21 protein-coding genes and 1 tRNA gene are annotated in these 22,519 nt (G+C 71.7%); 15 read left to right on the forward strand and 7 right to left on the reverse strand.

The genetic code is table 11. The annotated features are described in order from the left end of the window. Positions 1 to 223: 223 nt before the first annotated feature. The gene (locus ACGF4F_RS31905) at positions 224 to 1,021 is read left to right on the forward strand and encodes a lipase family alpha/beta hydrolase (RefSeq protein ID WP_393083278.1); all 798 of its coding nucleotides are present in this window, start codon (positions 224 to 226) and stop codon (positions 1,019 to 1,021) included. Positions 1,022 to 1,103: 82 nt separating this feature from the next. On the opposite strand, the gene ACGF4F_RS31910 is transcribed toward ACGF4F_RS31905, so the two are convergent. Continuing rightward, positions 1,104 to 1,727, reverse strand: coding sequence for a hypothetical protein (locus tag ACGF4F_RS31910; RefSeq protein WP_393083281.1), 624 nt, complete (start codon positions 1,725 to 1,727; stop codon positions 1,104 to 1,106). A gap of 148 nt (positions 1,728 to 1,875) precedes the next feature. Between ACGF4F_RS31910 and ACGF4F_RS31915 the strand changes: the two genes are divergently transcribed. The 5 genes from ACGF4F_RS31915 to ACGF4F_RS31935 all read left to right on the forward strand — a co-directional run bounded on the left by ACGF4F_RS31915 (position 1,876) and on the right by ACGF4F_RS31935 (position 6,701). After that, positions 1,876 to 2,241: a YciI family protein gene (locus ACGF4F_RS31915; protein ID WP_393083284.1), complete on the forward strand. Its 366-nt coding sequence runs from the start codon at positions 1,876 to 1,878 to the stop codon at positions 2,239 to 2,241. A gap of 240 nt (positions 2,242 to 2,481) precedes the next feature. Next, complete coding sequence (gene pyk / locus ACGF4F_RS31920; protein ID WP_357435279.1) at positions 2,482 to 3,930, forward strand: pyruvate kinase; 1,449 nt, start codon at positions 2,482 to 2,484, stop codon at positions 3,928 to 3,930. A 179-nt stretch (positions 3,931 to 4,109) separates the two neighbouring features. Continuing rightward, entirely contained in the window at positions 4,110 to 4,979 is an 870-nt protein-coding gene (locus tag ACGF4F_RS31925) for an acyl-CoA thioesterase (RefSeq protein ID WP_393083391.1), read from the forward strand. A 71-nt stretch (positions 4,980 to 5,050) separates the two neighbouring features. Next, positions 5,051 to 5,521, forward strand: a complete 471-nt coding sequence (locus ACGF4F_RS31930; RefSeq protein WP_357435281.1) for an Rrf2 family transcriptional regulator — start codon at positions 5,051 to 5,053, stop codon at positions 5,519 to 5,521. 205 nt (positions 5,522 to 5,726) lie between these two features. After that, positions 5,727 to 6,701, forward strand: coding sequence for a sulfite exporter TauE/SafE family protein (locus tag ACGF4F_RS31935; protein WP_393083288.1), 975 nt, complete (start codon positions 5,727 to 5,729; stop codon positions 6,699 to 6,701). A gap of 421 nt (positions 6,702 to 7,122) precedes the next feature. Here the strand turns inward: ACGF4F_RS31935 and ACGF4F_RS31940 are convergent, their stop codons facing one another. After that, positions 7,123 to 7,713, reverse strand: coding sequence for a hypothetical protein (locus ACGF4F_RS31940; RefSeq protein WP_393083291.1), 591 nt, complete (start codon positions 7,711 to 7,713; stop codon positions 7,123 to 7,125). A gap of 620 nt (positions 7,714 to 8,333) precedes the next feature. Between ACGF4F_RS31940 and ACGF4F_RS31945 the strand changes: the two genes are divergently transcribed. Further along, positions 8,334 to 9,683 (forward strand): RNA-guided endonuclease InsQ/TnpB family protein, encoded by a 1,350-nt coding sequence (locus ACGF4F_RS31945; protein ID WP_393083294.1) that lies wholly within the window; start codon positions 8,334 to 8,336, stop codon positions 9,681 to 9,683. Between the two features lie 358 nt (positions 9,684 to 10,041). On the opposite strand, the gene ACGF4F_RS31950 is transcribed toward ACGF4F_RS31945, so the two are convergent. The 3 genes from ACGF4F_RS31950 to ACGF4F_RS31960 all read right to left on the reverse strand — a co-directional run bounded on the left by ACGF4F_RS31950 (position 10,042) and on the right by ACGF4F_RS31960 (position 13,246). Further along, the gene (locus ACGF4F_RS31950) at positions 10,042 to 11,475 is read right to left on the reverse strand and encodes a pyridoxal-dependent decarboxylase (protein ID WP_393083297.1); all 1,434 of its coding nucleotides are present in this window, start codon (positions 11,473 to 11,475) and stop codon (positions 10,042 to 10,044) included. Positions 11,476 to 11,709: 234 nt separating this feature from the next. Then, the gene (locus ACGF4F_RS31955) at positions 11,710 to 12,720 is read right to left on the reverse strand and encodes an LLM class flavin-dependent oxidoreductase (RefSeq protein ID WP_393083300.1); all 1,011 of its coding nucleotides are present in this window, start codon (positions 12,718 to 12,720) and stop codon (positions 11,710 to 11,712) included. A 46-nt stretch (positions 12,721 to 12,766) separates the two neighbouring features. Further along, positions 12,767 to 13,246: an Lrp/AsnC family transcriptional regulator gene (locus ACGF4F_RS31960; RefSeq protein ID WP_073833840.1), complete on the reverse strand. Its 480-nt coding sequence runs from the start codon at positions 13,244 to 13,246 to the stop codon at positions 12,767 to 12,769. Positions 13,247 to 13,348: 102 nt separating this feature from the next. Between ACGF4F_RS31960 and ACGF4F_RS31965 the strand changes: the two genes are divergently transcribed. Beyond that, entirely contained in the window at positions 13,349 to 14,506 is a 1,158-nt protein-coding gene (locus ACGF4F_RS31965) for a trans-sulfuration enzyme family protein (RefSeq protein ID WP_393083303.1), read from the forward strand. 33 nt (positions 14,507 to 14,539) lie between these two features. On the opposite strand, the gene ACGF4F_RS31970 is transcribed toward ACGF4F_RS31965, so the two are convergent. Both ACGF4F_RS31970 and ACGF4F_RS31975 read right to left on the reverse strand, forming a co-directional pair. Continuing rightward, positions 14,540 to 15,289 carry a transcriptional regulator gene (locus tag ACGF4F_RS31970; protein ID WP_393083306.1) on the reverse strand — a complete coding sequence of 250 codons (750 nt, stop codon included), beginning with the start codon at positions 15,287 to 15,289 and terminating at the stop codon, positions 14,540 to 14,542. 33 nt (positions 15,290 to 15,322) lie between these two features. Continuing rightward, a tRNA-Leu gene (locus ACGF4F_RS31975) sits at positions 15,323 to 15,395 on the reverse strand. Between the two features lie 95 nt (positions 15,396 to 15,490). On the opposite strand from ACGF4F_RS31975, the gene ACGF4F_RS31980 reads away from it, so the two are divergent. The 7 genes from ACGF4F_RS31980 (at position 15,491) to ACGF4F_RS32010 (ending at position 22,519) form a co-directional block, all read left to right on the forward strand. Further along, a complete protein-coding gene (locus ACGF4F_RS31980; protein WP_073833838.1) occupies positions 15,491 to 16,111 on the forward strand; it encodes an ANTAR domain-containing response regulator in 621 nt (206 codons plus the stop codon). 53 nt (positions 16,112 to 16,164) lie between these two features. Next, the gene (locus tag ACGF4F_RS31985) at positions 16,165 to 17,361 is read left to right on the forward strand and encodes a hypothetical protein (RefSeq protein WP_393083309.1); all 1,197 of its coding nucleotides are present in this window, start codon (positions 16,165 to 16,167) and stop codon (positions 17,359 to 17,361) included. Positions 17,362 to 17,621: 260 nt separating this feature from the next. Next, positions 17,622 to 18,782, forward strand: coding sequence for a branched-chain amino acid ABC transporter substrate-binding protein (locus ACGF4F_RS31990; RefSeq protein WP_357446369.1), 1,161 nt, complete (start codon positions 17,622 to 17,624; stop codon positions 18,780 to 18,782). Positions 18,783 to 18,888: 106 nt separating this feature from the next. Then, entirely contained in the window at positions 18,889 to 19,839 is a 951-nt protein-coding gene (locus ACGF4F_RS31995; protein WP_357446366.1) for a branched-chain amino acid ABC transporter permease, read from the forward strand. Beyond that, complete coding sequence (locus ACGF4F_RS32000; protein WP_393083312.1) at positions 19,836 to 20,981, forward strand: branched-chain amino acid ABC transporter permease; 1,146 nt, start codon at positions 19,836 to 19,838, stop codon at positions 20,979 to 20,981. The genes ACGF4F_RS31995 and ACGF4F_RS32000 overlap by 4 nt, the downstream gene beginning before the upstream one ends. After that, positions 20,974 to 21,819: an ABC transporter ATP-binding protein gene (locus ACGF4F_RS32005; RefSeq protein WP_393083315.1), complete on the forward strand. Its 846-nt coding sequence runs from the start codon at positions 20,974 to 20,976 to the stop codon at positions 21,817 to 21,819. The genes ACGF4F_RS32000 and ACGF4F_RS32005 overlap by 8 nt, the downstream gene beginning before the upstream one ends. After that, a complete protein-coding gene (locus ACGF4F_RS32010) occupies positions 21,809 to 22,519 on the forward strand; it encodes an ABC transporter ATP-binding protein (RefSeq protein WP_073833833.1) in 711 nt (236 codons plus the stop codon). The genes ACGF4F_RS32005 and ACGF4F_RS32010 overlap by 11 nt, the downstream gene beginning before the upstream one ends.

The following is a 22,519-nucleotide window of genomic DNA, read 5'->3' on the forward strand; positions in this document are numbered from 1 at the left end:
CCGTCGGTTCGGCGGCCCGGGACCGGTCCGGCGCGTCCCGCTAATCCACAGGGGACAGTTGCCCGGTACGCCGGTTTGTGCGTTTCGCGGAACAACGGGTTACCAGCGCGTAACTTTTCATTGACGTATGTGAAATCTGCCACGCATCATCGTTCCCACGATCGATCGGATCCCTCACCCGTCCCTCCCGGTTCCCCGGGTGCCTCCCATCGGAGGTGCAGCCATGCTGCTCCGAAAGATCCTGGTCGCCACCACCACCGTCGCCGCCCTGCTGCTCCCCGCCACCGCCGCCCAGGCCGCCGCAGCGGGTGCCACCACCCCCGCCGGCGCCACCGAGACCGTCGGCCGCACCGCCGCGGCCACCGGCAACCCCGTCATCGTCGTCGGGGGCCTGATCGGGGTCTCCATCGCGTACGAGCCGATCGCCGCCCGGCTGCGCGCCGACGGCTACCGGGTCTCCATCTACCAGCTCCCCGACCTCGGCTTCGGCGACATCCGGGAATCCGCCCGCGCGCTCTCGTCCTACGTGGACCAGGTCCGCGCCGCCACCGGGGCGGCCAAGGTGGACCTGGTCACCCACTCCGAGGGCGGCCTGGTCTCCCGCTGGTACGTGAAGTTCCTCGGCGGCGCCGACACGGTCGGCCGCTACGTCAGCCTGGGCACCCCCCAGCAGGGCACCTACGTCGCGAACATCGTGAAGTTCCTCGGCCTGGGCAGCTGCGCCGGCATCGTCGCCTGCCAGCAGATGTCGGTCGGCTCGGGTCTGCTCGCCGACCTCAACGGCGGTGACGACACCCCGGGCGCGGTCCGCTGGACCACGATCCGGACCTGGCAGGACGAGCTGGTGATCCCGGTCGACAACGCCACCCTCGCCGACGGCGCGACCAACGTGCTGATCCAGTCGTCGTGCCCACTGCGAGTGGTCGGCCACCTCGGTCTCGTCCTCGACGGCACGGCCTACAGCATCGTCCGGCAGGCGCTCGCCGGCGCCGCCATCCACCCGAACTGCTTCGCCATCTGATCCGAGCACCCGACGGGCGGCCGACTGCCGCCCGCCGGTCCGGCCGTGGATCACGTCAGCGGCCGTCCTCGGGGCAGCATGCTCACGGCGTGACGTGCAGCGCGCCGGGCAGGTCGACCGGGTCGGTGTGCCGGAACGCCGCTGTGAGCGGGCGGCAGCGGAGGTTGAGGGCCGCCAGGATCGCGGCGTGCTGCCGCTCGGCAAACAGCCGGGGCGCGTCGCCGAGCGGGACCTCGCCCCGCAACGCGGCGCCCAGCGCCGCCACGTCGACCGCACCGACGCCGAGGGGCGCGAACACCCCTGGGTCGGCGCCGCCGGGTCCCGGCGGCGGCGGGGCGTCGACCGGGTACAGCGTGCCGTCGAAGCCGGCCAGGAACTCGTTGTCGTCGTCGTCCCAGTACTCCGAGACGTAGGACCGGTCGGACACGTACCCGTGCGCCTCCGCGCCGTCGACGAAGATCCGGGCGCGCATCACGTCCGAGTCGAAGACGTCGAAGGAGACGGCAGGGCTGCCCGTGCGGCTGCTGACCAACTCGGCCACCGCGTCCGCGTCGGCCCACCCGTATTCGTCCTCCTCGCGGGGGATCACCGCCCACCGGCGGTCACCCGCCGGCGCGACGTACGCCTCCCATCGGGCCTCCGCCAGCGCGGCCCGGATTGGCGCCAGCTCCCCGGTGGCGAGGACGGTCTGGTAGCTCGTGCCCATGGCCGGCGAGGGTAGGCCGGGGGTACGACGGGACGAACGGCGCGGCGGGTCGGGAACCCGGCGGCGCCCCGGGCAGTTGGGCCGAGCGACCGCGGCGGCCGTGCGAGCCGTGCGACGCTGGGCCGGGGCGTACGTCTGGAGGTGCGACATGACCGGAACACCGCAGGTCGACTTCGCGCTCGACACGTACGAGTGCATCGTGCTCTACCCGGGGCCGTCCGGCCGGGCCCTGCCCGAGGAGACGGTGCAGCGGTTGCAGGCCGAGCACCAGGAGCACATGCAGGCGCTGCTCCGGCGGGGCATCATCCTGATCGACGGCTCGGTGGACGGTCCGGCCCGCGAGCCGGACCCGCCGATCGGCTTCGGCCTGGCGCGCACCGGCTCGGTGGACGACGTGCGTACCGTCATGGAGGCCGACCCGGCGGTGCAGGCCGGGCTCTACCGGGTGGACGTGCTGACCTTCCTCTGCCCGGCCGGCTCGCTGGAGTTCCCGCTGGCCCAGGCGCAGCGCTGAGCGCGGTGGGGCAACGGTCGACGCCGCCTCGACCGGCGCTCGCGGGTGGGTCGGGAGCGCCCCGACGGGACATGGTGGCGGGGGGTACGATTTCCGCCGCGCGGTCGCCGATGCCCGCCACCCACGACGTTCCGGCCGCGGTTCCTCTCCGCCCGCCGCGCGGGGATGGCCCGTCGTTGGACAATTCCGCACTCTGAAAGGGGTCGGCCGGCAGGTCGACCCGGAGGAGAGACTAGCCTGATGGGCGTGACACGCCGCGCGAAGATCGTCTGCACCCTCGGCCCCGCCACCTCGTCCCCGGAGCGCATTCGGGGCCTCGTCGAGGCGGGCATGAACGTGGCGAGGCTCAACTTCAGCCACGGCAGCCACGCCGACCACGAGGCGGTCTGCCGGCTGGTCCGCGAGGCGGCCGAGGCGGCGGGGCGCCCGGTGGCGGTCCTCGCGGACCTGCAGGGCCCGAAGATCCGGCTCGGCCGGTTCGCCGACGGCCCGCACGAGTGGCGCACCGGCGACTCCGTGGTGATCACCGGTGACGACATCCTCGGCACCAAGGACCGGGTCTCCTGCACCTACCGCAAGCTGCCGCAGGAGGTGAAGCCGGGTGACCGGCTGCTGATCGACGACGGCCGGGTCGCGGTCGAGGTCAGCGACGTCACCGGCAACGACATCCGCTGCCTGGTCACCGAGGGCGGCGCGGTCTCCAACAACAAGGGCGTCTCGCTGCCGAACGTGGCGGTCAGCGTCCCGGCCCTGTCGGAGAAGGACGCCGAGGACCTGCGGTTCGCCCTCGGCCTGGGCGTCGACCTGATCGCGCTCTCCTTCGTGCGCTCGCCGGAGGACATCAAGCTGGTGCACGCGATCATGGCCGAGGAGGGCGTGCAGCGCCCGGTCCTGGCCAAGGTCGAGAAGCCCGAGGCGGTCGACCACCTGGAGGCGATCGTGCTCGCCTTCGACGGGGTCATGGTCGCCCGCGGCGACCTCGGCGTCGAGCTGCCGCTGGACCAGGTGCCGCTGGTGCAGAAGCGCGCCGTGCAGCTCTGCCGGGAGAACGCCAAGCCGGTCATCGTGGCCACCCAGATGCTCGACTCCATGATCGAGAATTCGCGGCCGACCCGCGCCGAGGCCTCCGACGTGGCCAACGCGGTGCTCGACGGCGCGGACGCCGTGATGCTCTCCGGCGAGACCAGCGTCGGCAAGTACCCGGTGCTCACGGTCAGCACCATGGCCAAGATCATCTCCACCACCGAGTCCGGCTCGATCGCCGTGCCGCGGCTGCAGCACGACCCGCGTACCCACGGCGGCGCCCTCACCGTCGGCGCGTCCTCCATCGCCCGGGCCATCGGCGCCAAGGCGCTGGTCGCCTTCTCGCAGACCGGCGACACCGTCCGGCGGCTCAGCCGGCTGCACTGCGACCTGCCGCTGCTCGCCTTCACCCCGGTGCCCGAGGTGCGCAACCAGCTCGCCCTCTCCTGGGGCGTGGAGACCTTCCTGATGCCGTTCGTCGCGCACACCGACGACATGTTCCGCCAGGTCGACCAGGCGCTGCTCGGCCTCAACCGGGCCAACCCCGGCGATCACGTGGTGATCGTGGCCGGCAGCCCGCCCGGCACCCCCGGCTCCACCAACACCCTGCGGGTGCACCAGCTCGGCTCGCTGGTCGACGCCGCCTCGGCCCGAGCGCTGCAGTGAGCGAGCGGGGCGCCCGAGCCATCCGGCTCGGTGGCGAGGCGCCGGCGTGAGCGCGAGGAGTGAGCCGCTTTTGCGAGCCCCGCAGTCGCGAACTGAGGTGACCCCGTGAGCGCGAGGAGTGAGCCGGTTTTGCGAGCCCCGCAGTCGCGAACTGAGGTGGCCCCGTGAGCGAGCAGCCGGTGGCGACCGGCCAGGCCGCGGTCGACCAGCTCCTCGAGGTCCTCGACCTGGACAAGATCGGCGAGATGACCTTCCGGGGGATCAGCCCGCCGGTCGGCCCGCAGCGGGTGTACGGCGGCCAGGTCGCCGGCCAGGCCCTGGTGGCCGCCGGCCGCACCGTCGACCCGGAGCGCTTCGTGCACTCCCTGCACGGCTACTTCGTCCGCCCCGGTGACCCGGCCGAGCCGATCGAATACCGGGTCGAGGACATCCGGGACGGCCGGTCCTTCTCGGTCCGCCGCTCGGTCGCGCTGCAGCACGACAAGCCGATCTTCTTCATGTCGGCCTCGTTCCAACGGCAGGAGGAGGGGCTGGACCACCACGCGCCGGCCCCGCCGGACGTGCCGGGGCCGGACGAGATCCCGACCATGACCGACCGGCTCGCCCGCTACCCGGAGCGCCTCGGCATCTGGGGTCAGATCCCGCGCCCGATCGACGTCCGCTACGTCGGCGAGCCCGGCTGGGTACGCCCCGGCGACCGCCCCGCCGAGCCGCACCAGCGGGTGTGGATGCGCATCGACGGCAAGCTGCCCGACGATCCGCTGCTGCACGCCTGCGCCCTCACGTACGCCTCCGACCTGACCCTGCTCGACTCGGTGCTGTCCGTGCACGGCGAGGTGTGGGGGCCCGGGGGAGTGGTGGGCGCGAGCCTCGACCACGCGCTCTGGTTCCACCGGCGGTTCCGCGCCGACGAGTGGTTCCTCTACGACTGCTGGAGCCCGTCCGCCTCGGGCGCCCGCGGGCTGGCCACCGGCCGGATGTTCACCACCGACGGTCGGCACATCGCCAGTGCGGTGCAGGAGGGCTTGCTGCGCCGCGAGGGCGCCTGACCGGGCCACCGTGCCCGCTCGGGCGAGGGCCGGCAATCCGGCTGGCTGACCAGCCGACTAATCTTGCCGGCATGCGTCTCTCCGCCCGGGTCGACTACGCCCTCCGCGCGGCCGCCGAGCTGGCCTCGGTCGCCGACGGGACGGCCACCGGACGGAGCCGCCCGGTGACCGCCGAGCAGATCGCCCGCGCCCAGGACATCCCGCCGAAGTTCCTGGAGAGCATCCTGCTCCAGTTGCGCCGGGGCGGGATCGTGCACGCCCAGCGGGGGCCCGAAGGCGGCTACTGGCTGGCCCGGCCGGCGGCGGAGATCTCCCTCGCCGAGGTGATCCGGGTGATCGACGGTCCGCTCGCCCACATCCGCGGCCAGCGTCCCGAGGATCTCGGCTACCAGGGAGCGGCCCGGGCGTTGCAGGACGTCTGGATCGCCCTGCGGGCCAGTGAGCGGCAGATCCTGGAGCAGGTCTCTCTCGCCGACGTGGCCAGCGGTGCACTGCCCGGCCGGGTCAACGAGCTCGCCGCCGACCCGAGCGCCTGGAGCTGACCGACCCGGCCGTCCGCCGGCCCGCCCCTCAGCCCGTGACCGGGCTGCCCGCGCTCCGCCCGCCGGTCCCGCCCGGCCGGCTGACCCGCGCCCATTCCGCGCCGTCCGGCGCGTCCCACGAACTGGATGGGGGACTTGACCGGGGCGGTCGCGTACCGCATTGTCGACCAAGTCGATAGGAGATGCCGAAAAGTCGGAGGACCTCGTGCGTAAGCTGCTGATCCTCGCCCTGGTCGGGCTCGCCGCGCAGCTGGTCGACGGCGCGCTCGGCATGGCGTACGGGCTGACCTCCTCCACCCTGCTGCTGTTCGCCGGGGTGGCGCCGGCCGCCGCGTCCGCCTCGGTGCACCTGGCGGAGATCGGCACCACGCTCGCCGCCGGCGTGGCGCACTGGCGGTTCGGCAACGTCGACTGGCGGGTGGTCGCCCGGATCGCGGTACCCGGCGCGATCGGCGCGTTCGCCGGCGCCACCTTCCTCAGCTCGATCTCCACCGAGGCCGCTGCCCCGTGGATGGCCGCGATCCTGTTCACCCTGGGCGCGTACCTGCTGGTGCGCTTCTCCCGACCGCTGCGCGCCAACCGGGCCGCCGGTCGGCTGCGGGGGCGGTTCCTGGGCCCGCTCGGTCTGGTCGCCGGCTTCATCGACGCCACCGGCGGCGGGGGCTGGGGTCCGGTGGCCACGCCCGCGCTGCTCGTCTCCGGCCGGATGGAGCCGCGCAAGGTTATCGGTTCGGTCGACACCGCCGAGTTCATGGTCGCCGGCGCGGCCAGTGTCGGGTTCCTGATCGGCCTCGGCTCCGAGGGCTTCCTGCTGCCCACCGTGGCCGCACTGCTGATCGGTGGCCTGGTCGCGGCGCCGATCGCCGCCTGGCTGGTCCGCATCGTTCCCGCCCAGCTGCTGGGCGCGACGATCGGCGGCGTGATCGTGCTGACCAACGCCCGGACGCTGCTGCGCGCCGGTGAGCTGGCCGGCCCGGTCCCGTTCCTGGTCTACGCGGTGCTCGGCGCCGGCTGGCTGGTCGCGCTGGCGCTGGCCGTGCGGGCGCTGCGCCGCACCCGCCGCGCCCGGGCGGTCGCCGAGGCCGCGCTCGCCGTGCCGGTCGCCGGCGGCCCGGTGGGCCAGGCCGACGCCGCGCCGCCCGAGGAGCCCCGGCGGCTCGCCGCCGCCGTCGAGGGCTGATCCGGGGTACGCCGCCAGCTGCGGTTGCTTGGTGGGCGCCGGGCTTGGGTGACCGGGGTGGCTGTGGGCGGGATTCGGTGGTTGCTCTTGTGGGCTGGTTGCGGTTGTGGGCTGGGGGCGAGGGTGACCGGCTCCGGGCGGTCGCTTGATCCCTGCGCCGGTCACCCTCGCCCCCAGCCCCGTCGTGCGCCCTGCCCGCCCGTGCGTTGCCGTCCTCCTTTCTGGTACGACCTGCTGCCGTGGCCGTCGGGCGCTTCTGCGTCAGCAGTGAGTGCTTCGGGATCGCAGATGGTTTCTGGTCAGCGGTGACGGCGGCTGTCCAGGGTTCGGAGATGCTGCTGGCCGGCACCCGTGTTTGGGGTGCCGGCCAGCAGCGTGTTCACGTTCTTTCGGTTGTCAGCTGTGGTGCTCGGCTGTGTTGTCAGCTGTTCCAGTGCTGGGCGACGAGGTCGGCGGCCTGCTGTTCCCACTGGGCGTAGGCGTCCGGGTAGGCCGACACCTGCACGGTCTGGGCGGCCTTGGTCAGCGGCATGTCCTGCCAGCCGTCGATCTGCTTCAGGCCCTTCTCGAACGCCAGGGTGGCGTACTCGGGGTTGGTGATCTGCTCCGGCGTACCCCAACCCGAGCTCGGGCGCTGCTGGAACAGGCCCAGCGAGTCGTGGTCATTGGCGTCGCCGAGGTGGCCCAGGTTCTCCAGCTTCGACTCCTGCAGACTCGTGGCGATCGAGATCACCGCGGCCCGTTCCGGCAGGCCGGCCTTCTTGGTGGCGGCGATGATCGCCTTCGCGTTCGCGGTCTGCTCGTCGTTCAGGGTGATCTTCGACTGGGCGCCCTGCACACCATGCGGGATCAGCTTGCCCATGTCCGGCTTGTCGGCCTGCACCGCGGTCACCGGCTTCCCAGCAGCGGTGGCCGGGGCGTCGGCGTGAGCGGCGATCGGGCCGGCGAACACACCACCGGTGAAAGCCAGACCAGCAACACCAAGAATGCTCTTACGCAGCATCGAGTTCATGATCAAAGCTCCATTCGGGGGTTGGCGCACACACCGCCCATGGGGGTGGGCAGGGCGCGCAAGCACCGTCAGGCGCTCAAACAAGAGGGGGAAAGTCTTCGACCAGCGGCTCGCGGGGCTAGGGGTTCGCCTCTTCGCGGCGCCGGGACCATGTACAACGACCGGCGGCCCGCCAACATTCCGGGCCCGACCACCCCGGCTCACGGGGCGGCTTCCTCGATCGCGAGTCATCTGCAACGACCGGCGGGCCACCAACATTCCGGCCTGGCCGACCCCGCCTCACGGGGCATCGGTCGCGGGGTTCATGTACAACGACCGGCGGCCCATTGTCATTCCGACCGGGCCCTGGCGACCCGGCTCGCGAGGGCCTACCTCGGCCATGCACCCGTGTTCAACGCCCCCGAGCCGGCCGCCATTCCGGGCCGGGGATGCCCACCGGCCGCCCGCAAACCGGACATCACCCACCACGAGTCCCGGCTAGTGCGGTGTCCACTTACGTTCGCCGGGTTGGCCGCTGCCGGAAATTGTCGTACCCGTCGGGTTGGGTGTGGCTCGTGCCTCGTCGTCGGGATCCCGCCGCGCCCAGGGTGGTGTACCGCACTGCTCGTGTGGCGTTGCGGGTGACGTCGGGGCAGCGGCGGCGGTGCTTCGGCCTGCTGCGCTCGGCCGGTGACGTGTGGGCGTGTGTCCTGGAGATCAACGGGTGGCGGCGCCGCCGCCACGACGCGCCGCTGGTTGGTTATCAGGCGTTGTGCCGGGAGTTGGCTGGGTCGGGGTCGGGCACGTTCGGGGAGTTGGACAGCGCGGGTGCCCGGTCGGTGTTGCGGCGGTTCTCCGATGCGTGGTTCGCGGCGGCGAAAGCCCGCCAGGACGGTGACCTGACGGCGCGGTTTCCGCGGCGTCGGCGGGCGTTGATGCCGGTGCGTTGGTATCACGGCACGTTCACCCTGGACAGGCGGCGGGTGCGTGTCCCGACCGCGCAAGGCGCGTCGCCGTTGTGGATCCGGTTGGCGCGGGAGGTGCCGTATCCGGTCGAGCAGGTCCGCTCGGTCACCCTGCTGTGCGAGGGCGGCCGGCTGTTCCTCGACATCACCGCCGAGGTTCCAGTCGCCGTGTACCCGCCAGGCGAGGGGCCGGACCCGGCCAGGGTTGCCGGGGTCGACCTGGGCATCATCCACCCGTATGCGGTGGCTGGCCCGGACGGTGAGGGCCTGTTGGTGTCGGGGCGGGCGATCCGCGCCGAGCACCGTATGCATCTCGCCGACACCAAAACCCGCCGCCGCGCCGTGGCCTACCGGGCGCCGAAGCCGGGCCAGAAAGGGTCACGGCGGTGGCGGAAATACCGCCGCCGGGCCCGGCTGGTGGAGGGCCGGCACAAGCGCCGGGTCCGGCAGGCCCAACACGAAGCAGCCCGTGAGGTCGTGTCCTGGGCGGTGGAGCAGCGAGTCGGTGTGCTCAGGGTAGGTAACCCGCGCGATGTGTTGGACATCGACGCGGGGCGGCGGCACAACCTGCGGCTGCGGCAATGGCAGATCGGCCGCCTCCTGCAAATCCTGGAAGACAAGGCCACCCTGGCGGGCATCACCGTCGACCCCGTCAACGAACGCGGCACCTCCTCCACCTGCCCCACCTGCCTGCGGCGGGTACCGAAACCCCGCGGCCGGACCCTGTCCTGCCCACACTGCCAGTTCACCGGGCACCGCGACCTGATCGCGGCCGCCATCATCGCCACCCGCACCCCGGGCGGCGGACCCACCACCCCCACAGCAGCCGTCGTGCTGCCGAAGGTGGTCACGCACCGTCGAGCCGGCCGACACCTACCCGGTGCCGGCCAGTCCCGGCGTGATCCCCGCCGCCCACCCCGGGTGTCGAGAGGATCAGTTGGCCCGCGGAGGCCCGCCCCACCACCAGGTTGGGAGTCGCTCGCCATAACGGCGAGGATCCACAACGGTGCACCGGAAACCCGGTGAACGTTAGTGGACACCGCACTAGTCGGGCCCGAACCATCCTTGATCCACTCCAAGTCGCGGAAACGGCGGTAACCGACACCCGCCGACACCGCCACATCCCCGACGCGGCGTCGGGGGTGGCCGCCGCCGGGTACGACGCGTCGGGCTGGGACAGCCGCCTGTTGCCGCCGAACGTCGTGTTCCCAGACGTTCTGAGACATCGGCCCTCGACGGGGCGACGTCACACTTTCCCCGAAAACGGCACTCCGAGCGCCCAAAGGCCACACTTTCGGTGAAACCGCACGCTCGGGCCGTCCGGACCCGGGCACGGTGGGCCACACCCCTAAGCGCAACCAGAAACCAACCAGGGCACGCCGGGTCAGGTGGCGAGGAGGGCGTCGGCCGCGGCGGAGAGCAGCTCCCAGGCCTCGTCGACGTGCTCCTGCCCGGTGAGCGGCGAGCCGACCGCCAGGCGCAGCGCGTACCGTCCCTCGATCCGGGTGTGCGTGAGGTGCACCCGCCCGGTGCTGTTGACCCGGCGCAGCAGCTCCGCGCTCGCCTCGTCGCCGGCCCGCAGCCGGAAGCAGACCAGCGAGAACGGGTGCGGCGCGGCCAGCTCGAACCGGTCGTCGGCCGCCACCCGCGCGGCGAACCGGTCGGCGAGCGCCACCCCCGAGCGGATGTGCGCCCGCAGCCCCTCGACGCCGTACCAGCGCAGCACGAACCAGAGCTTGAGCGCGCGGAACCGGCGGCCCAGCGGGACCTGCCAGTCCCGGTAGTCGATCACCGCGCCGGACTCGGTCGCCGCGTTGCGCAGGAACTCCGGCATCACCGTCAGTGCCTCGATCAGCTCGCCCCGGTCGGCCACCCAGAACGCGTCGCAGTCGAAGCCGGTGAGCAGCCACTTGTGCGGGTCGAAGCAGTACGAATCGGCGTACTCGACCCCGGCGTGCGACCAGCGCAGCTCCGGGCAGACCGCGGCCGCCCCCGCGTACGCGGCGTCGACGTGCAGCCAGACGCCGTGCTCGGCGCAGATCGCGCCGATCTCCGGCAGCGGGTCGACCGCGGTGGTGGACGTGGTGCCGATGGTGGCGACCACGATCGCGGGCACCACCCCGGCGGACAGGTCCGCCTCGATCGCCGCGCGCAGCGCCGCCGGGCGCAACGCCTGCGTCGCCGGGTCCACCTCGATCGCCCGTACCCCGTCGGTGCCCAGCCCGGCGATCCGGGCCGCCTTCTCGATCGAGGAGTGCCCCTGCGTGGAGGTGTACGCGCGGTAGCGCCGGTCGACGCCGTCGGTCCGCCAGCGGCCCTTGCTGGCCCGGTGCAGCGCGCCCAGCGTGGCGACCAGCGTCGCCGACGAGGCGGAGTCCTGGATCACCCCGCCGCCGCGGCCGGTCGAGTGGAACCGCTCCGGCAGGTCGAGCAGGCCGGCGAGCCAGTCCAGCAGCACCGTCTCCAGTTCGGTGCAGGCCGGGCCGGTGGCCCAGAGCATCCCCTGCACGCCGAGCCCGGAGCTGACCAGGTCGCCGAGCACGCTCGGGCCGGAGGTGTTGGCCGGGAAGTAGCCGAAGAAGCCTGGGTGCTGCCAGTGGGTCAGCCGGGGCGTGACGATCCGGTCCAGGTCGGCCAGGACGGCCTCGACCGGCTCGCCCCGCTCGGTCGGCCCGGCGGGCAGCGCGGCGGCCACCGCGCCCGGCGGGTCCTGCGACGTCACCGGCCGCTGTCCGAGCGTCGTCCAGTAGTCGGCGATCCAGTCCACCACGGCGTGCCCGGCGCGGCGGAACTCCTCCGGGTCCATGTGCTCAGCCATGGGGTGGAGTCGATCAGGTGGGCCGCCGTGGGGGCAAGGGTCGGGCGGCGGGCGAGACCGGCCCGGACGAAAAAAGCACCGGGCCGCCAGCCGCGGAACCCGCAGCGCTGGCGACCCGGTGCACCACACCGCGGCACCCCCGACCCGTCCCGACCGGGAGTGCCGTACCACCACCGGTCATCAACCTACGGGTGCCGCGCGACGGAGGGGTGACACGGCTATGAAGAGCATGTTTCAGGCATCCCGGCGAAGCCCGCCGGCCACCTTCTCGGCGATCAACTCGAACGAACGGACCCGGTCCGCCACGTCGTACACCATCGTGGTCAGCATCAGCTCGTCCGCGCCGGTGCGCGCCAGCAGCGCGCCGAGCTGCCGGGCCACCGTCTCCGGCGAACCGGTCGCCTGGCCCTCCCGGCGCTGGGCCACGAAATCCCGCTCCAACTCGGTGTACGGGTAGGTCGCCGCCTCCTCGGGCGTCGCCAGCGGCTCCGGCCGGCCCGAGCGCAGCTTCAGGAAGGACAGCCCGGCCGGCCCGGCCAGCCACTCCGCCCGCTCGTCGGTCTCCGCGCAGACCGCGTTCACGGCGACCATCGCGTACGGCTGCTCCAGCCACTGCGACGGCCGGAAACTCTGCCGATAGAGCTGCAGCGCGGGCAGCGTGTTCTGCGCGCTGAAGTGGTGCGCGAACGAGAACGGCAGCCCGAGCAGCCCGGCGAGCTGGGCGCTGAAGCCGCTCGACCCGAGCAGCCAGACCGCCGGCGACTGCCCCCGGCCCGGGGTCGCGGTGATCGGCCCCGGCTCCGCGCCGCTGAAATAGTTCATCAGGTCGGCCAGCTCCCGCGGGAAGTGCTCGGCCGACAGCCCCTCCATGCTCCGGCGCAGCGCCAGCGCGGTCACCTGGTCGGTGCCGGGCGCCCGGCCGATGCCCAGGTCGATCCGGCCCGGGTGCAGCGCCTCCAGGGTGCCGAACTGCTCCGCGACCACCAGCGGCGCGTGGTTGGGCAGCATCACCCCGCCGGAGCCGAGCCGGATCGTCGAGGTGTGGGCCGCCAGGTGGGCGAGCAGCACCGCCGGGGCCGAACTGGCGATCGCGGGCATGTTGTGGTGCTCGGCCACCCAGAACCGGCGGTAGCCCAGCTCCTCGGTGCGCCGGGCCAGCTCGGTCGTGTGTCGCAGAGCCTCACCGGCGCTGCCGCCGGCCGCGACCGGAGCAAGATCAAGAACAGACAAGGGTACGTCGATCACGCCTCTGAGCAACCCGCCGCGCGCCGGACTTGTTCCGGACGGTGCCCTAACCCATACCGCGCGCCTGCTCGAAGATCAGGCTGGTCTGGGTGTGCTGCACCGCCGGATCCACCGCCAGATGGTCCAGCACGAAGTCCCGCAGCGCATCCCCGGACGCCGCCCGCACGTGCAGCACGTAGTCCTCCGCACCGGCCACGTGGAACACCGACACCACCCCCGGCAACCGCACCGACCGGGCCCGGAACGCGTCCACCACCGCCCGCTCGTGCGCGGCCAACCGCACCGACACCAGCGCCTGCAACGGCAACCCCACCGCCGCCGGGTCCACCTCCGCGTGGAACCCGCGGATCGCCCCGCACTCGCGCAGCGCCCGGGTACGCGTCAGACACGTCGACGGGGCCACCCCGACCCGCTCGGCGAGGGCATTGTTCGGCAGCCGGCCGTCGACGGCCAGCTCGGTCAGGATCGCGCGGTCGATGTCGTCCAGCGCCGCGAACGGCCGTACATCATTCGGTGCCACGGGCATGCGAGCATCATCCACCGAATCAGAGGATGGCGAAAGTGCAATCGGCAGAATCTTGTTCGCCTCTATTGCTCTGTGCTGGTCTGATGTTCGACGCTTCGGGACATGACCGCCGTGGACACCAGAGCCGTGCACGCCGGGCGCGACGACCTCGCCGGTCTCGGCGTCCACGTACCGCCCATCGACCTCTCCACCACCAACCCGCTGCCGTCGGTCGCCGGCGGCGGCGACGCCTACGAGACCCTCGCCACCGGCGGCACCCTCCCGCCCGACGGCAGCGCCGTCTACCAGCGGCTCTGGAACTCCACCGTGGCCCGCTTCGAGACCGCCCTCGCCGAACTCGAAGGCACCGCCGAAGCCGTCGCCTTCGCCAGCGGCATGGCCGCCCTCACCGCCACCCTGCTCGCCGCCACCCGCGACGGACGCCGCCACGTCGTCGCCATCCGCCCCCTCTACGGCGGCACCGACCACGTGCTCGCCACCGGCCTGCTCGGCACCGAGGTCACCTGGGCCCGACCCGACCAGGTCGCCGCCGCGATCCGCCCCGACACCGCCCTGGTCGTCGTCGAGACCCCGGCCAACCCCACCCTCGACCTCGTCGACATCGCCGCCCTCGCCACCGCCGCCGGCGACGTCCCACTGCTCGTCGACAACACCGTCGCCACCCCCGTGCTCCAGCAGCCCGCCCGGCACGGCGCCGCGCTCGTACTGCACAGCGCCACCAAGAGCATCGGCGGCCACGGCGATGTCCTCGCCGGCGTCGTCGCCTGCGACCCCGGCTGGGCCGCCCGGCTACGCCAGGTCCGCGCCGTCACCGGCGCGATCCTGCACCCGCTCGGCGCGTACCTGCTGCACCGCGGCCTGCAGACCCTGCCGCTGCGGGTCCGCGCCCAGCAGGCCGGCGCCGAGAAACTCGCCGGCTGGCTCGCCGGCCACCCCGCCGTCACGCGCGTGCACCACCCCGCGCACCACGACCCGGCCGGGCTGGTCGGCCGCCAGATGTCCGGCCCCGGCAGCCTGCTCGCCTTCGAGGTACGCGGCGGTGCCCCCGCCGCGGCCGCCGTCGCGGGTGCCTGCCGGCTGATCACCCACGCCGTGTCGCTCGGCGGCGTCGACACCCTCATCCAGCACCCCGCCTCGCTCACCCACCGACCGGTCGAGGGCGACGCCAAGCCGTGCGGGGGCCTGTTGCGGGTCTCGGTCGGCCTGGAGGACCCGGAGGATCTCCGGGCGGACCTGGAGCAGGCGCTCGCGGCGATCTGACCCGTCGGGCTGCGCCGCGGGCGCTGCTTGGCCTCAGGACTTCGGGCCGACGTGGCGGTCCAGCGCGGCGACCCCGTCCCGCCGGGCCACCGAGAGGCAGTTACGTCGGTTCATCTTCCACGCGATGCCGAGCAGGTCGAGCGCCCACTGGCAGAGGCCCATGATGTCGATGGATTCGTTGGTGAACATGTAGCGCGGGTAGACGTACTGCTTGCCCCGGACGGTGACTCGGTTGCTGAACCGGCAACCATCAGAGTGAAACAGGCCACGCAGAAGGTCGCCCGGCTGCGCCGTCGCGATCTCCTGCTGCCAGTCGGTCAGGACGATCGGCCGCTCATGCTTTTTGCCGGGGCCGTGCTGCGGCAACAGGCACGGCCAGTGTTTGCCGTAGCTCTGGACATTGACGCAGCCCTGTTGTTGGACGCGCTGAACCTTGGTTGCGAGCACCGCTCGCATGGCCTGGTCGCAGGCGTCGATCAGTCCTGGCCAGGCGTTGCTGCAAGAGATACGCAACACGGGCACCCGTGCCGACGTCACAAGGTGCCCGTCCCCGAGGTAGAGGCCGAGCAGGTAGGCGTAAGCGGCCGGATCTGTCGTATTGTCGACGTCCGGGCGGCAGCGGAAGCAGCGCAGCGCGGTGCCCTGGGTGATCGGCTCTGGCCGGTCCCGGCACCAGTGCCACACGGTGCGATAGGAGAGCCCGACGCTGCGGGCAGCATCAGCGATGCTGCTGCCGGACAGGTAGCGTTGCCGCGCTCGGGCGCGTATCTCGGGCGAGTGCACATGAGTATCTTCGAACGCCTGTATGACAGTTTGTGCCCCCGGTGGGATTCGAACCCACACTTTATGGCTTTTGAAACCATCGTCTCTGCCGTTGGACTACAGGGGCCTTCTGTTGATTGGCCATGACAGGTTACCCACTACGCTAGGGGCGGCGACACCCGGTATCGCGGGTGTCGAGGCTCAGACTGGTGGGAGAGGCTCGTGGCCGAGACGCAGACGGATGGGGAGCGCAGGCGCGTACTGATCGCCGAGGACGAGGCGCTCATCCGGCTGGACCTGGCCGAGATGCTGGTCGAAGAGGGCTACGAGGTGGTCGGCGAGGCCGGTGACGGCGAGACCGCCGTGAAGCTCGCCGAGGAGTTGAAGCCGGACCTGGTCATCCTCGACATCAAGATGCCGATCATGGACGGGCTGGCCGCCGCCGAGCGGATCGCCGGCGCCCGGATCGCCCCGGTGATCATCCTCACCGCATTCAGCCAGCGGGACCTGGTGGAGCGGGCCCGGGCCGCCGGCGCGATGGCGTATCTGGTCAAGCCGTTCCAGAAGAGCGATCTGGTGCCGGCGGTGGAGATCGCCCTCTCCCGCTACTCGGAGATCGCCGCGCTCGAGGCGGAGGTGGCCGGCCTCACCGACCGGCTGGAGATCCGCAAGACCGTGGAACGCGCCAAGGGCGCGCTGATGACCACGTACGGGATGACCGAGCCGCAGGCGTTCAAGTGGATCCAGCGGACGGCGATGGACCACCGGATGACCATGAAGGAGGTCGCCGAGCGGATCCTCGCCGAGACCGCCGGCGGCGAGGTGGCCCAGCCGGCCTCCTGACGGCGCCGGTCGGCCGGTGCGTTGGAGCGGCGGGGATCGATAGACTCCGGTCCGTGGCGGCGCGGCGGCTGGTGGCGATGCTCGGTGTCGTCGTCGTGCTGCTCGCCGGTTGCGTACGGGCGAAGGCGCACGTCGAGCCCGGGCCGCTCCGTCCGCGGTGGCAGCCGCTGGCGCTGCCGGTACCGCCGGGACCGCCCGGCCGGTTGCTGCTGCGCGACGTGGCGGCCTGCGCCGGGCGCTGGTTCGTGGTGGGCGGGGTGGCCGACCCGGCGGGGGAGACCCGCCCGGCGGCGTGGGCCAGCGTGGACGGTCTCTCCTGGTCGTCCGTGCCGATCGCGTCGTCGAGCTTCTACGGCGCGCGGCACGTGCTCTACGCGGCGGCCTGCCGGCAGGGTCGGCTGGGGGCGTTGGGTGCGCGGAACGGGGGCGTGCACGGCAATCCGCGTTCGGGCACCTGGGTGCAGGACGCCGGCGGCACGCTGCGGGAGGCGGTGGCCCCGTTCGAGCTGTACGGGGGGCCCCGGGCGGTGAGCGTCTCCCGGCTGGTCGCGGGGCCGGGCGGGTGGCTGGTGGTCGGATCCCGGGCCGACGGGGCGGCGGTGTGGACGTCACCGGACGGGGCGCGGTTCACGCTGCACGAGGGTGTGCCGGAGTTGGCCGGCGACGCTCGGGGCCGGACGGTCGGGTTGGACGCGGTGGCCGTACCGCCGGGGTGGCTGGTGGTGGGGGCGGTGCTGCCGCAGCACGGGACGGCGGCGCTGCCGCTCGCCTGGGCCTCGGTGGACGGGCGGGCCTGGCGGCGGATGGAGTTGCCGGCGTCGGACGGGCGGAGCCAGGCGCAGCGGGTCGCTCTGGTGGGCGGCGCGGTGGTGGCGGTCGGTCCGGTGCGGGACGGGTTCGGGGTGTGGCGGGCGGCGGACGCCGGCGGCGGTGCGGGGTGGGCCGGTGCCGCGGGCTGGCGGCGGGTCGGCGGTTTCGGTGCGGCGGGTCCGGGGGTGTCGTCGGTGCATGGGCTCGTGTCGGCCGGCGGCGGGTTGCTGGCGGTGACCGGCGACGGGAATCGTCACGGTCTGTGGTTCTCGGTCGATTCGGGCGGTTCATGGCGGCCGATGGTGCTGCCGGTCGCGGTGCCCGATGGTGGGGACACCGCGGTGGCGGCGGCGTTCGACGAGGATCGACTGATGTTGGTCGCTGACGACGGTGGAGAGTCTCGTGCCTGGTGGGCGGCGGTGCCGACCGTCGATCGGTAGCGGGTGGAGCGGCGTTTGCTGCTTACCGACGAAACAAAGGTGAAAGTCCCTCGCGACCGACGGTTCTTACAGCGATCGCTTCCAATCCGCCACGGCGTGTAACGGTTCGGTCAACCCGCTCTCCTGGGACTTACGCCACAGCTCCCACGTGGGATAACGTCCCGGCCCAGACCGGCGACGACGGTCTGGTTCGTTCGCCCCCCGCAAGGGCCAATTGGCAGCGGGTGGTTGGGGCCATGCGACGGAGGAGGGTTCGGGCCTTGAGGCAGAAGCTCGCGCGCGTGATCGGTGGAGCTGCCATGCTGGCGCTCGTCGCCGGCGGCACCGCCTGCAGCAGCAGCGGTGGGGACAGCGCGTCCGGTGGTGACAAGTGTGGCAACAAGATCGCGTTCTTCGGTGCGCTGACCGGCAGCTCGGCGGCACTCGGCATCAACGAGAACAACGGCGTCAAGCTGGCCGTCGACAAGTACAACAAGGAGAACGCCGACTGCAAGGTCGAGCTGGTTCCGCTCGACTCGCAGGGCAGCCCGGACCAGGCCCCGGGCCTCGCGCAGAAGGCCATCGACGACCCGAAGATCCTCGGCATCGTCGGACCGGCCTATTCCGGTGAGTCGGAGGCCGCCGACCCGCTGTTCGCCGAGGCGGGCCTGGTGCACATCACCGCGTCCGCGACCCGGCCCAGCCTGTCGCAGCAGGGCTGGAAGACCTTCTTCCGGGCGGTCGGCAACGACTTCAGCCAGGGTCCCGCGGCCGGTACCTACATCAAGGACGTGATCAAGGCCGACCGGGTCTACGTCATCGACGACCAGTCGGCGTACGGCGCGGGCCTGGCCGACGAGGTCAAGAAGGTGCTCGGCGGGGCCGTCGTCGGCTCGGACAAGGTCCAGGGCGAGGGCAAGCAGACCGAGTTCTCCGGCGTGGTCACCAAGGTGAAGGCCGCGAACGTCAAGGCGATCTTCTACGGCGGCTACTACCAGGAGGCCGGCCTGATCCGCAAGCAGCTCACCGCTGCCGGGGTCACCGCTCCGCTGGTCGCCGGTGACGGCGTGAACGACAAGGCGTACATCGACTCCGCCGGTGCGGCGGCGGCCGAGGGCACGATCCTCACCTGCCCGTGCCAGCCCGCCAGCGAGGCGCGCGGCACCTTCAAGGAGGAGTACAAGGCGCTCAACGGCACCGACCCGGGCACCTACAGCGACACCGCCTACGACGCGGCGAACATCCTGCTGGCCGGCATCAAGGCGGGCAAGACCGACCGCGCCGGCCTGCTGGACTTCGTGAAGAACTACAGCGGCGAGGGCGTGGCGGCCAACTACAAGTTCGTCGAGGGTGGCGAGCTGGACCCGGCGCAGGTGAAGGTCTGGGCCTTCAAGGTCCAGGGTGGTCAGGTCGTTCCGGACCAGGAGATCAAGAAGTCCTGACGCCGGTCGCTGCTACAGCGATTGAGTCGTGATCGCGGGTGCGGCCGGGAGCTCGCTCCCGGCCGCACCCCGTTTTTTTCGCCACACCTGATGGAGCGTCCCTCCCTTGAACTTCGACGGACTGTTCTCCAATTTCGGGGAACTCACCACGACCGGCCTGACACAGGGCGCCATCTACGCCCTGGTCGCGCTCGGCTACACGCTGGTCTACGGCGTGCTGAGACTCATCAACTTCGCCCACTCCGAGGTCTTCATCGCCGGCGCGTTCGCCGCACTGTGGACCTGGAACGGCTTCGGCCTCGACCAGAACTCACAGGTCAGCGGGGTCGGCTCGATCATGTTCTATCTGCTCGTGGCGGTGATCGCCGCGGCCATCGCCTCGGCGGGCACGGCGACCGTGATCGAGCGGGTGGCGTACCGCCCGTTGCGTAAGCGGAACGCTCCGCCGCTGGCCTTCCTCATCACGGCCATCGGCGCCTCGATCGCGATCTCGGAGGCGTTCGGCGTCTACACCCGCCGGCTCCCGCAGGGCGCGCCCGGGCTGGTCAACACCAAGCCGTTGTTCGAGATCGCCGGTGTACCCATCGACGCGGTGCAGCTGCTCACCGTCGGTGCCGCGCTGGTGATGATGGTCGCGCTGGACCTGTTCATCAACCGCAGCCGGCTCGGCCGCGGCGTCCGGGCGGTGGCCCAGGACGCCAACACCGCCGCGCTGATGGGCGTGAACAAGGACCGCATCATCATGCTGGTCTTCATCGCGGGCGGGTCGATGGCCGGCGTGGCCGGCCTGCTCTACGACGTGAAGATCGGCACGCTGACCTACAGCGTCGGCTTCCTGCTGGGCCTCAAGGCGTTCACCGCCGCGGTGCTCGGTGGCATCGGCAACCTGCGCGGCGCGCTGGTCGGCGGCCTGCTGCTGGGCGTGGTGGAGAACTACGCCTCGGGTCTGTTCGGCTCCCAGTGGAAGGACTTCGCGGCGTTCGCCGTGCTGGTGGTGCTGCTGATGTTCCGGCCGACCGGTCTGCTGGGCGAATCGCTGGGGAGGGCACGGGCATGACGACGACCGTTAATCCGCCGAACCCGGAGCAACGGGACGCGGCAATGGACCGGCTGCGCCACGGCCGCGAGGCGATCGCGCAGCGGTGGCGCGACGCGCCGCGGTGGGTGCGCTGGGCGGTGCTGGCGGCGGTCATCGTGTTCTTCTACGCGCTGCCGAACAAGGAGTTCTACCAGTACCTCGGGCCGATCCCGACCCCGGGCGCGAACTTCACCCAGGTGATGTTCACCGTCTCGATCTACGTGCTGATGGCCGTCGGGCTCAACATCGTGGTCGGCTTCGCCGGCCTGCTGGACCTCGGCTACTTCGGCTTCTTCGCCGTCGGCGCGTACACCGTGGCGGTGCTGACCTCGCCGAGCAGCAACATCAAGACGCTCTGGCCGTGGCTGCTGGTGGTGCCGGTGGCGATCGCGCTGACCATGGTCTCGGGTGTCATGCTGGGCACGCCGACGCTGCGGCTGCGCGGCGACTACCTGGCGCTGGTGACGCTCGGCTTCGCCGAGATGATCCGGATCGCGGCGGTCAGCTCCGACTTCCTCAAGGGGCAGCGGGGCTTCAACCAGATCCCGCACCCGCCGGGCAAGTACGCCGACGGCAAGCCGTTCTTCGGCGTGCTCGACGCCCGGCCGTACTACTGGCTGGTGCTCACGCTGATCATCCTGGTGGTGATCGGGGTGCGGAACCTCACCCACAGCCGGGTGGGCCGGGCGTGGATCTCCATCCGGGAGGACGAGGACGCCGCCCAGCTGATGGGCGTGCCGACGTTCAAGTTCAAGCTCTGGGCGTTCGCCTCGGGCGCGGCGATCGCCGGCCTGGCCGGCGCGCTCTTCGCGGGCAAGCAGAACTTCGTCAACTCGCAGAACTTCGAGTTGCTGAACTCGATCATCATCCTGGCCGCGGTCATCTTCGGCGGCTCCGGCAACATCGTCGGCGCCATCGTCGGCGGTGGCCTGGTGGCGTACATGATCGAGCGGTTCCGCGGCATCGAGCTGTTCGGCCTGGAGCTCTACGAGTACCGGTTCCTCTTCTTCGGCCTGGTGCTCGTGGGGATGATGATCTTCCGGCCGCAGGGCCTCATCCCGAACCGACGACGGGCGGCGGAGTTCAAGGACCGCCGCAAGGAGGTGATCGTCGGTGAGTGACATCGAGCAGACGCCGGCCGTCCCGGCGCAGGCTGCCGCACCCGCGGTGGAGGCGGTGCCCGCGCGGGAGCCGCTGTTGGAGGTCGACAACGTCACGCTGCGCTTCGGCGGTGTGGTCGCGCTGAACCAGGTGGACTTCACCCTCTACAAGGGTGAGATTCTCGGTCTGATCGGCCCGAACGGCGCCGGCAAGACCACCTGCTTCAACGCGATGACCGGCATCTACCAGCCCACCGAGGGGCAGATCAGGTTCCGCGGCGAGAAGATCAGCGGCAAGAAGCGCCACCAGATCACCAAGATGGGTATGGCGCGGACGTTCCAGAACATCCGCCTCTTCCCCGAGATGACCGCGCTGGAGAACGTCCAGGTCGGTGCCGACGCGCACCACAAGACCAGCGTCGTCTCCGCGCTGCTCCGGCTGCCGCGGCACTGGCGGGAGGAGCGGGAGGGTCGCGAGAAGGCCGAGCGCCTGCTGGAGTTCGTCGGCATCCGCAAGCGGATGCACGAGTTCGCCCGCAACCTCTCCTACGGCGAGCAGCGGCGGCTGGAGATCGCCCGCGCGCTGGCCACCGACCCGGTGCTGCTCTGCCTGGACGAGCCGGCTGCCGGCTTCAACCCGGCGGAGAAGGAGGAACTGCTCCAGCTCATCCGGCAGATCCGGGACACCGGCGTGACCGTGCTGCTCATCGAGCACGACATGCGCCTGGTCATGGGGGTCACCGACCGGATCGTGGTGCTGGAGTTCGGAAAGAAGATCGCCGAGGGTCTGCCCGCCGAGGTGCGGGACGACCCGAGGGTGATCGCGGCGTACCTGGGGGTGCCGGACGATGCTGCTTGAGATCGACGATGTGAGCCTGCTGTACGGGCGGATCCAGGCGCTGCACGGCATCAGCCTCACCGTGGACGAGGGTGAGATCGTCGCCCTGATCGGCGCCAACGGGGCCGGCAAGTCGACCACGATGCGGGCCATCTCCGGGATCCGGCCGGTGGCCTCCGGGCGGATCCGGTTCAACGGCGAGGACATCACCAAGCTCCGGGCGGACCTGCGGGTGCGGCGCGGGCTGTGCCAGGCCCCGGAGGGGCGCGGCATCTTCCCGGGCATGACGGTGCTGGAGAACCTGGACATGGGGGCGTACACCCGGCGGGACCGGGCGGGCGTCGCGCAGGACCTCAACCGGGTGATGGAGCTCTTCCCCCGGCTGGCGGAGCGGCGCAAGCAGGCCGGGGGTACCCTTTCCGGCGGCGAGCAGCAGATGCTGGCCGTCGGGCGGGCGCTGATGAGCCGACCGAAGCTGCTGCTGCTCGACGAGCCCTCGATGGGTCTCGCACCGATGTTGATCCAGCAGATCTTCAACATCATCACCGAGATCAACGAGCAGGGCACGACGATCCTGCTGGTGGAGCAGAACGCGCAGCAGGCGCTGGCCCGGGCGCACCGCGCGTACGTGTTGGAGACCGGACGGATCGTCAAGAGCGGCACTGGCGCCGAACTGCTGCACGACCCGTCGGTCAAAGAGGCCTACCTCGGCGTGGCCTGA

Source organism: Micromonospora sp. NPDC047740 (genome assembly GCF_043204735.1).
Taxonomy (GTDB): Bacteria; Actinomycetota; Actinomycetes; order Mycobacteriales; family Micromonosporaceae; genus Micromonospora.

Excerpts from the sequence above, each read along its gene's own strand:
- ACGF4F_RS31930 (WP_357435281.1), top strand. The coding sequence starts at position 5,051 with ATGCGTCTCTCCGCCCGGGTCGACTACGCCCTCCGCGCGGCCGCCGAG.
- ACGF4F_RS31915 (WP_393083284.1), top strand. The coding sequence starts at position 1,876 with ATGACCGGAACACCGCAGGTCGACTTCGCGCTCGACACGTACGAGTGC.
- ACGF4F_RS31910 (WP_393083281.1), bottom strand. The coding sequence starts at position 1,727 with ATGGGCACGAGCTACCAGACCGTCCTCGCCACCGGGGAGCTGGCGCCA.
- ACGF4F_RS31965 (WP_393083303.1), top strand. The coding sequence starts at position 13,349 with ATGACCGCCGTGGACACCAGAGCCGTGCACGCCGGGCGCGACGACCTC.
- ACGF4F_RS31940 (WP_393083291.1), bottom strand. The coding sequence starts at position 7,713 with ATGAACTCGATGCTGCGTAAGAGCATTCTTGGTGTTGCTGGTCTGGCT.
- ACGF4F_RS31905 (WP_393083278.1), top strand. The coding sequence starts at position 224 with ATGCTGCTCCGAAAGATCCTGGTCGCCACCACCACCGTCGCCGCCCTG.
- ACGF4F_RS32000 (WP_393083312.1), top strand. The coding sequence starts at position 19,836 with ATGACGACGACCGTTAATCCGCCGAACCCGGAGCAACGGGACGCGGCA.
- ACGF4F_RS31950 (WP_393083297.1), bottom strand. The coding sequence starts at position 11,475 with ATGGCTGAGCACATGGACCCGGAGGAGTTCCGCCGCGCCGGGCACGCC.
- pyk (WP_357435279.1), top strand. The coding sequence starts at position 2,482 with ATGGGCGTGACACGCCGCGCGAAGATCGTCTGCACCCTCGGCCCCGCC.
- ACGF4F_RS31960 (WP_073833840.1), bottom strand. The coding sequence starts at position 13,246 with ATGCCCGTGGCACCGAATGATGTACGGCCGTTCGCGGCGCTGGACGAC.
- ACGF4F_RS32010 (WP_073833833.1), top strand. The coding sequence starts at position 21,809 with ATGCTGCTTGAGATCGACGATGTGAGCCTGCTGTACGGGCGGATCCAG.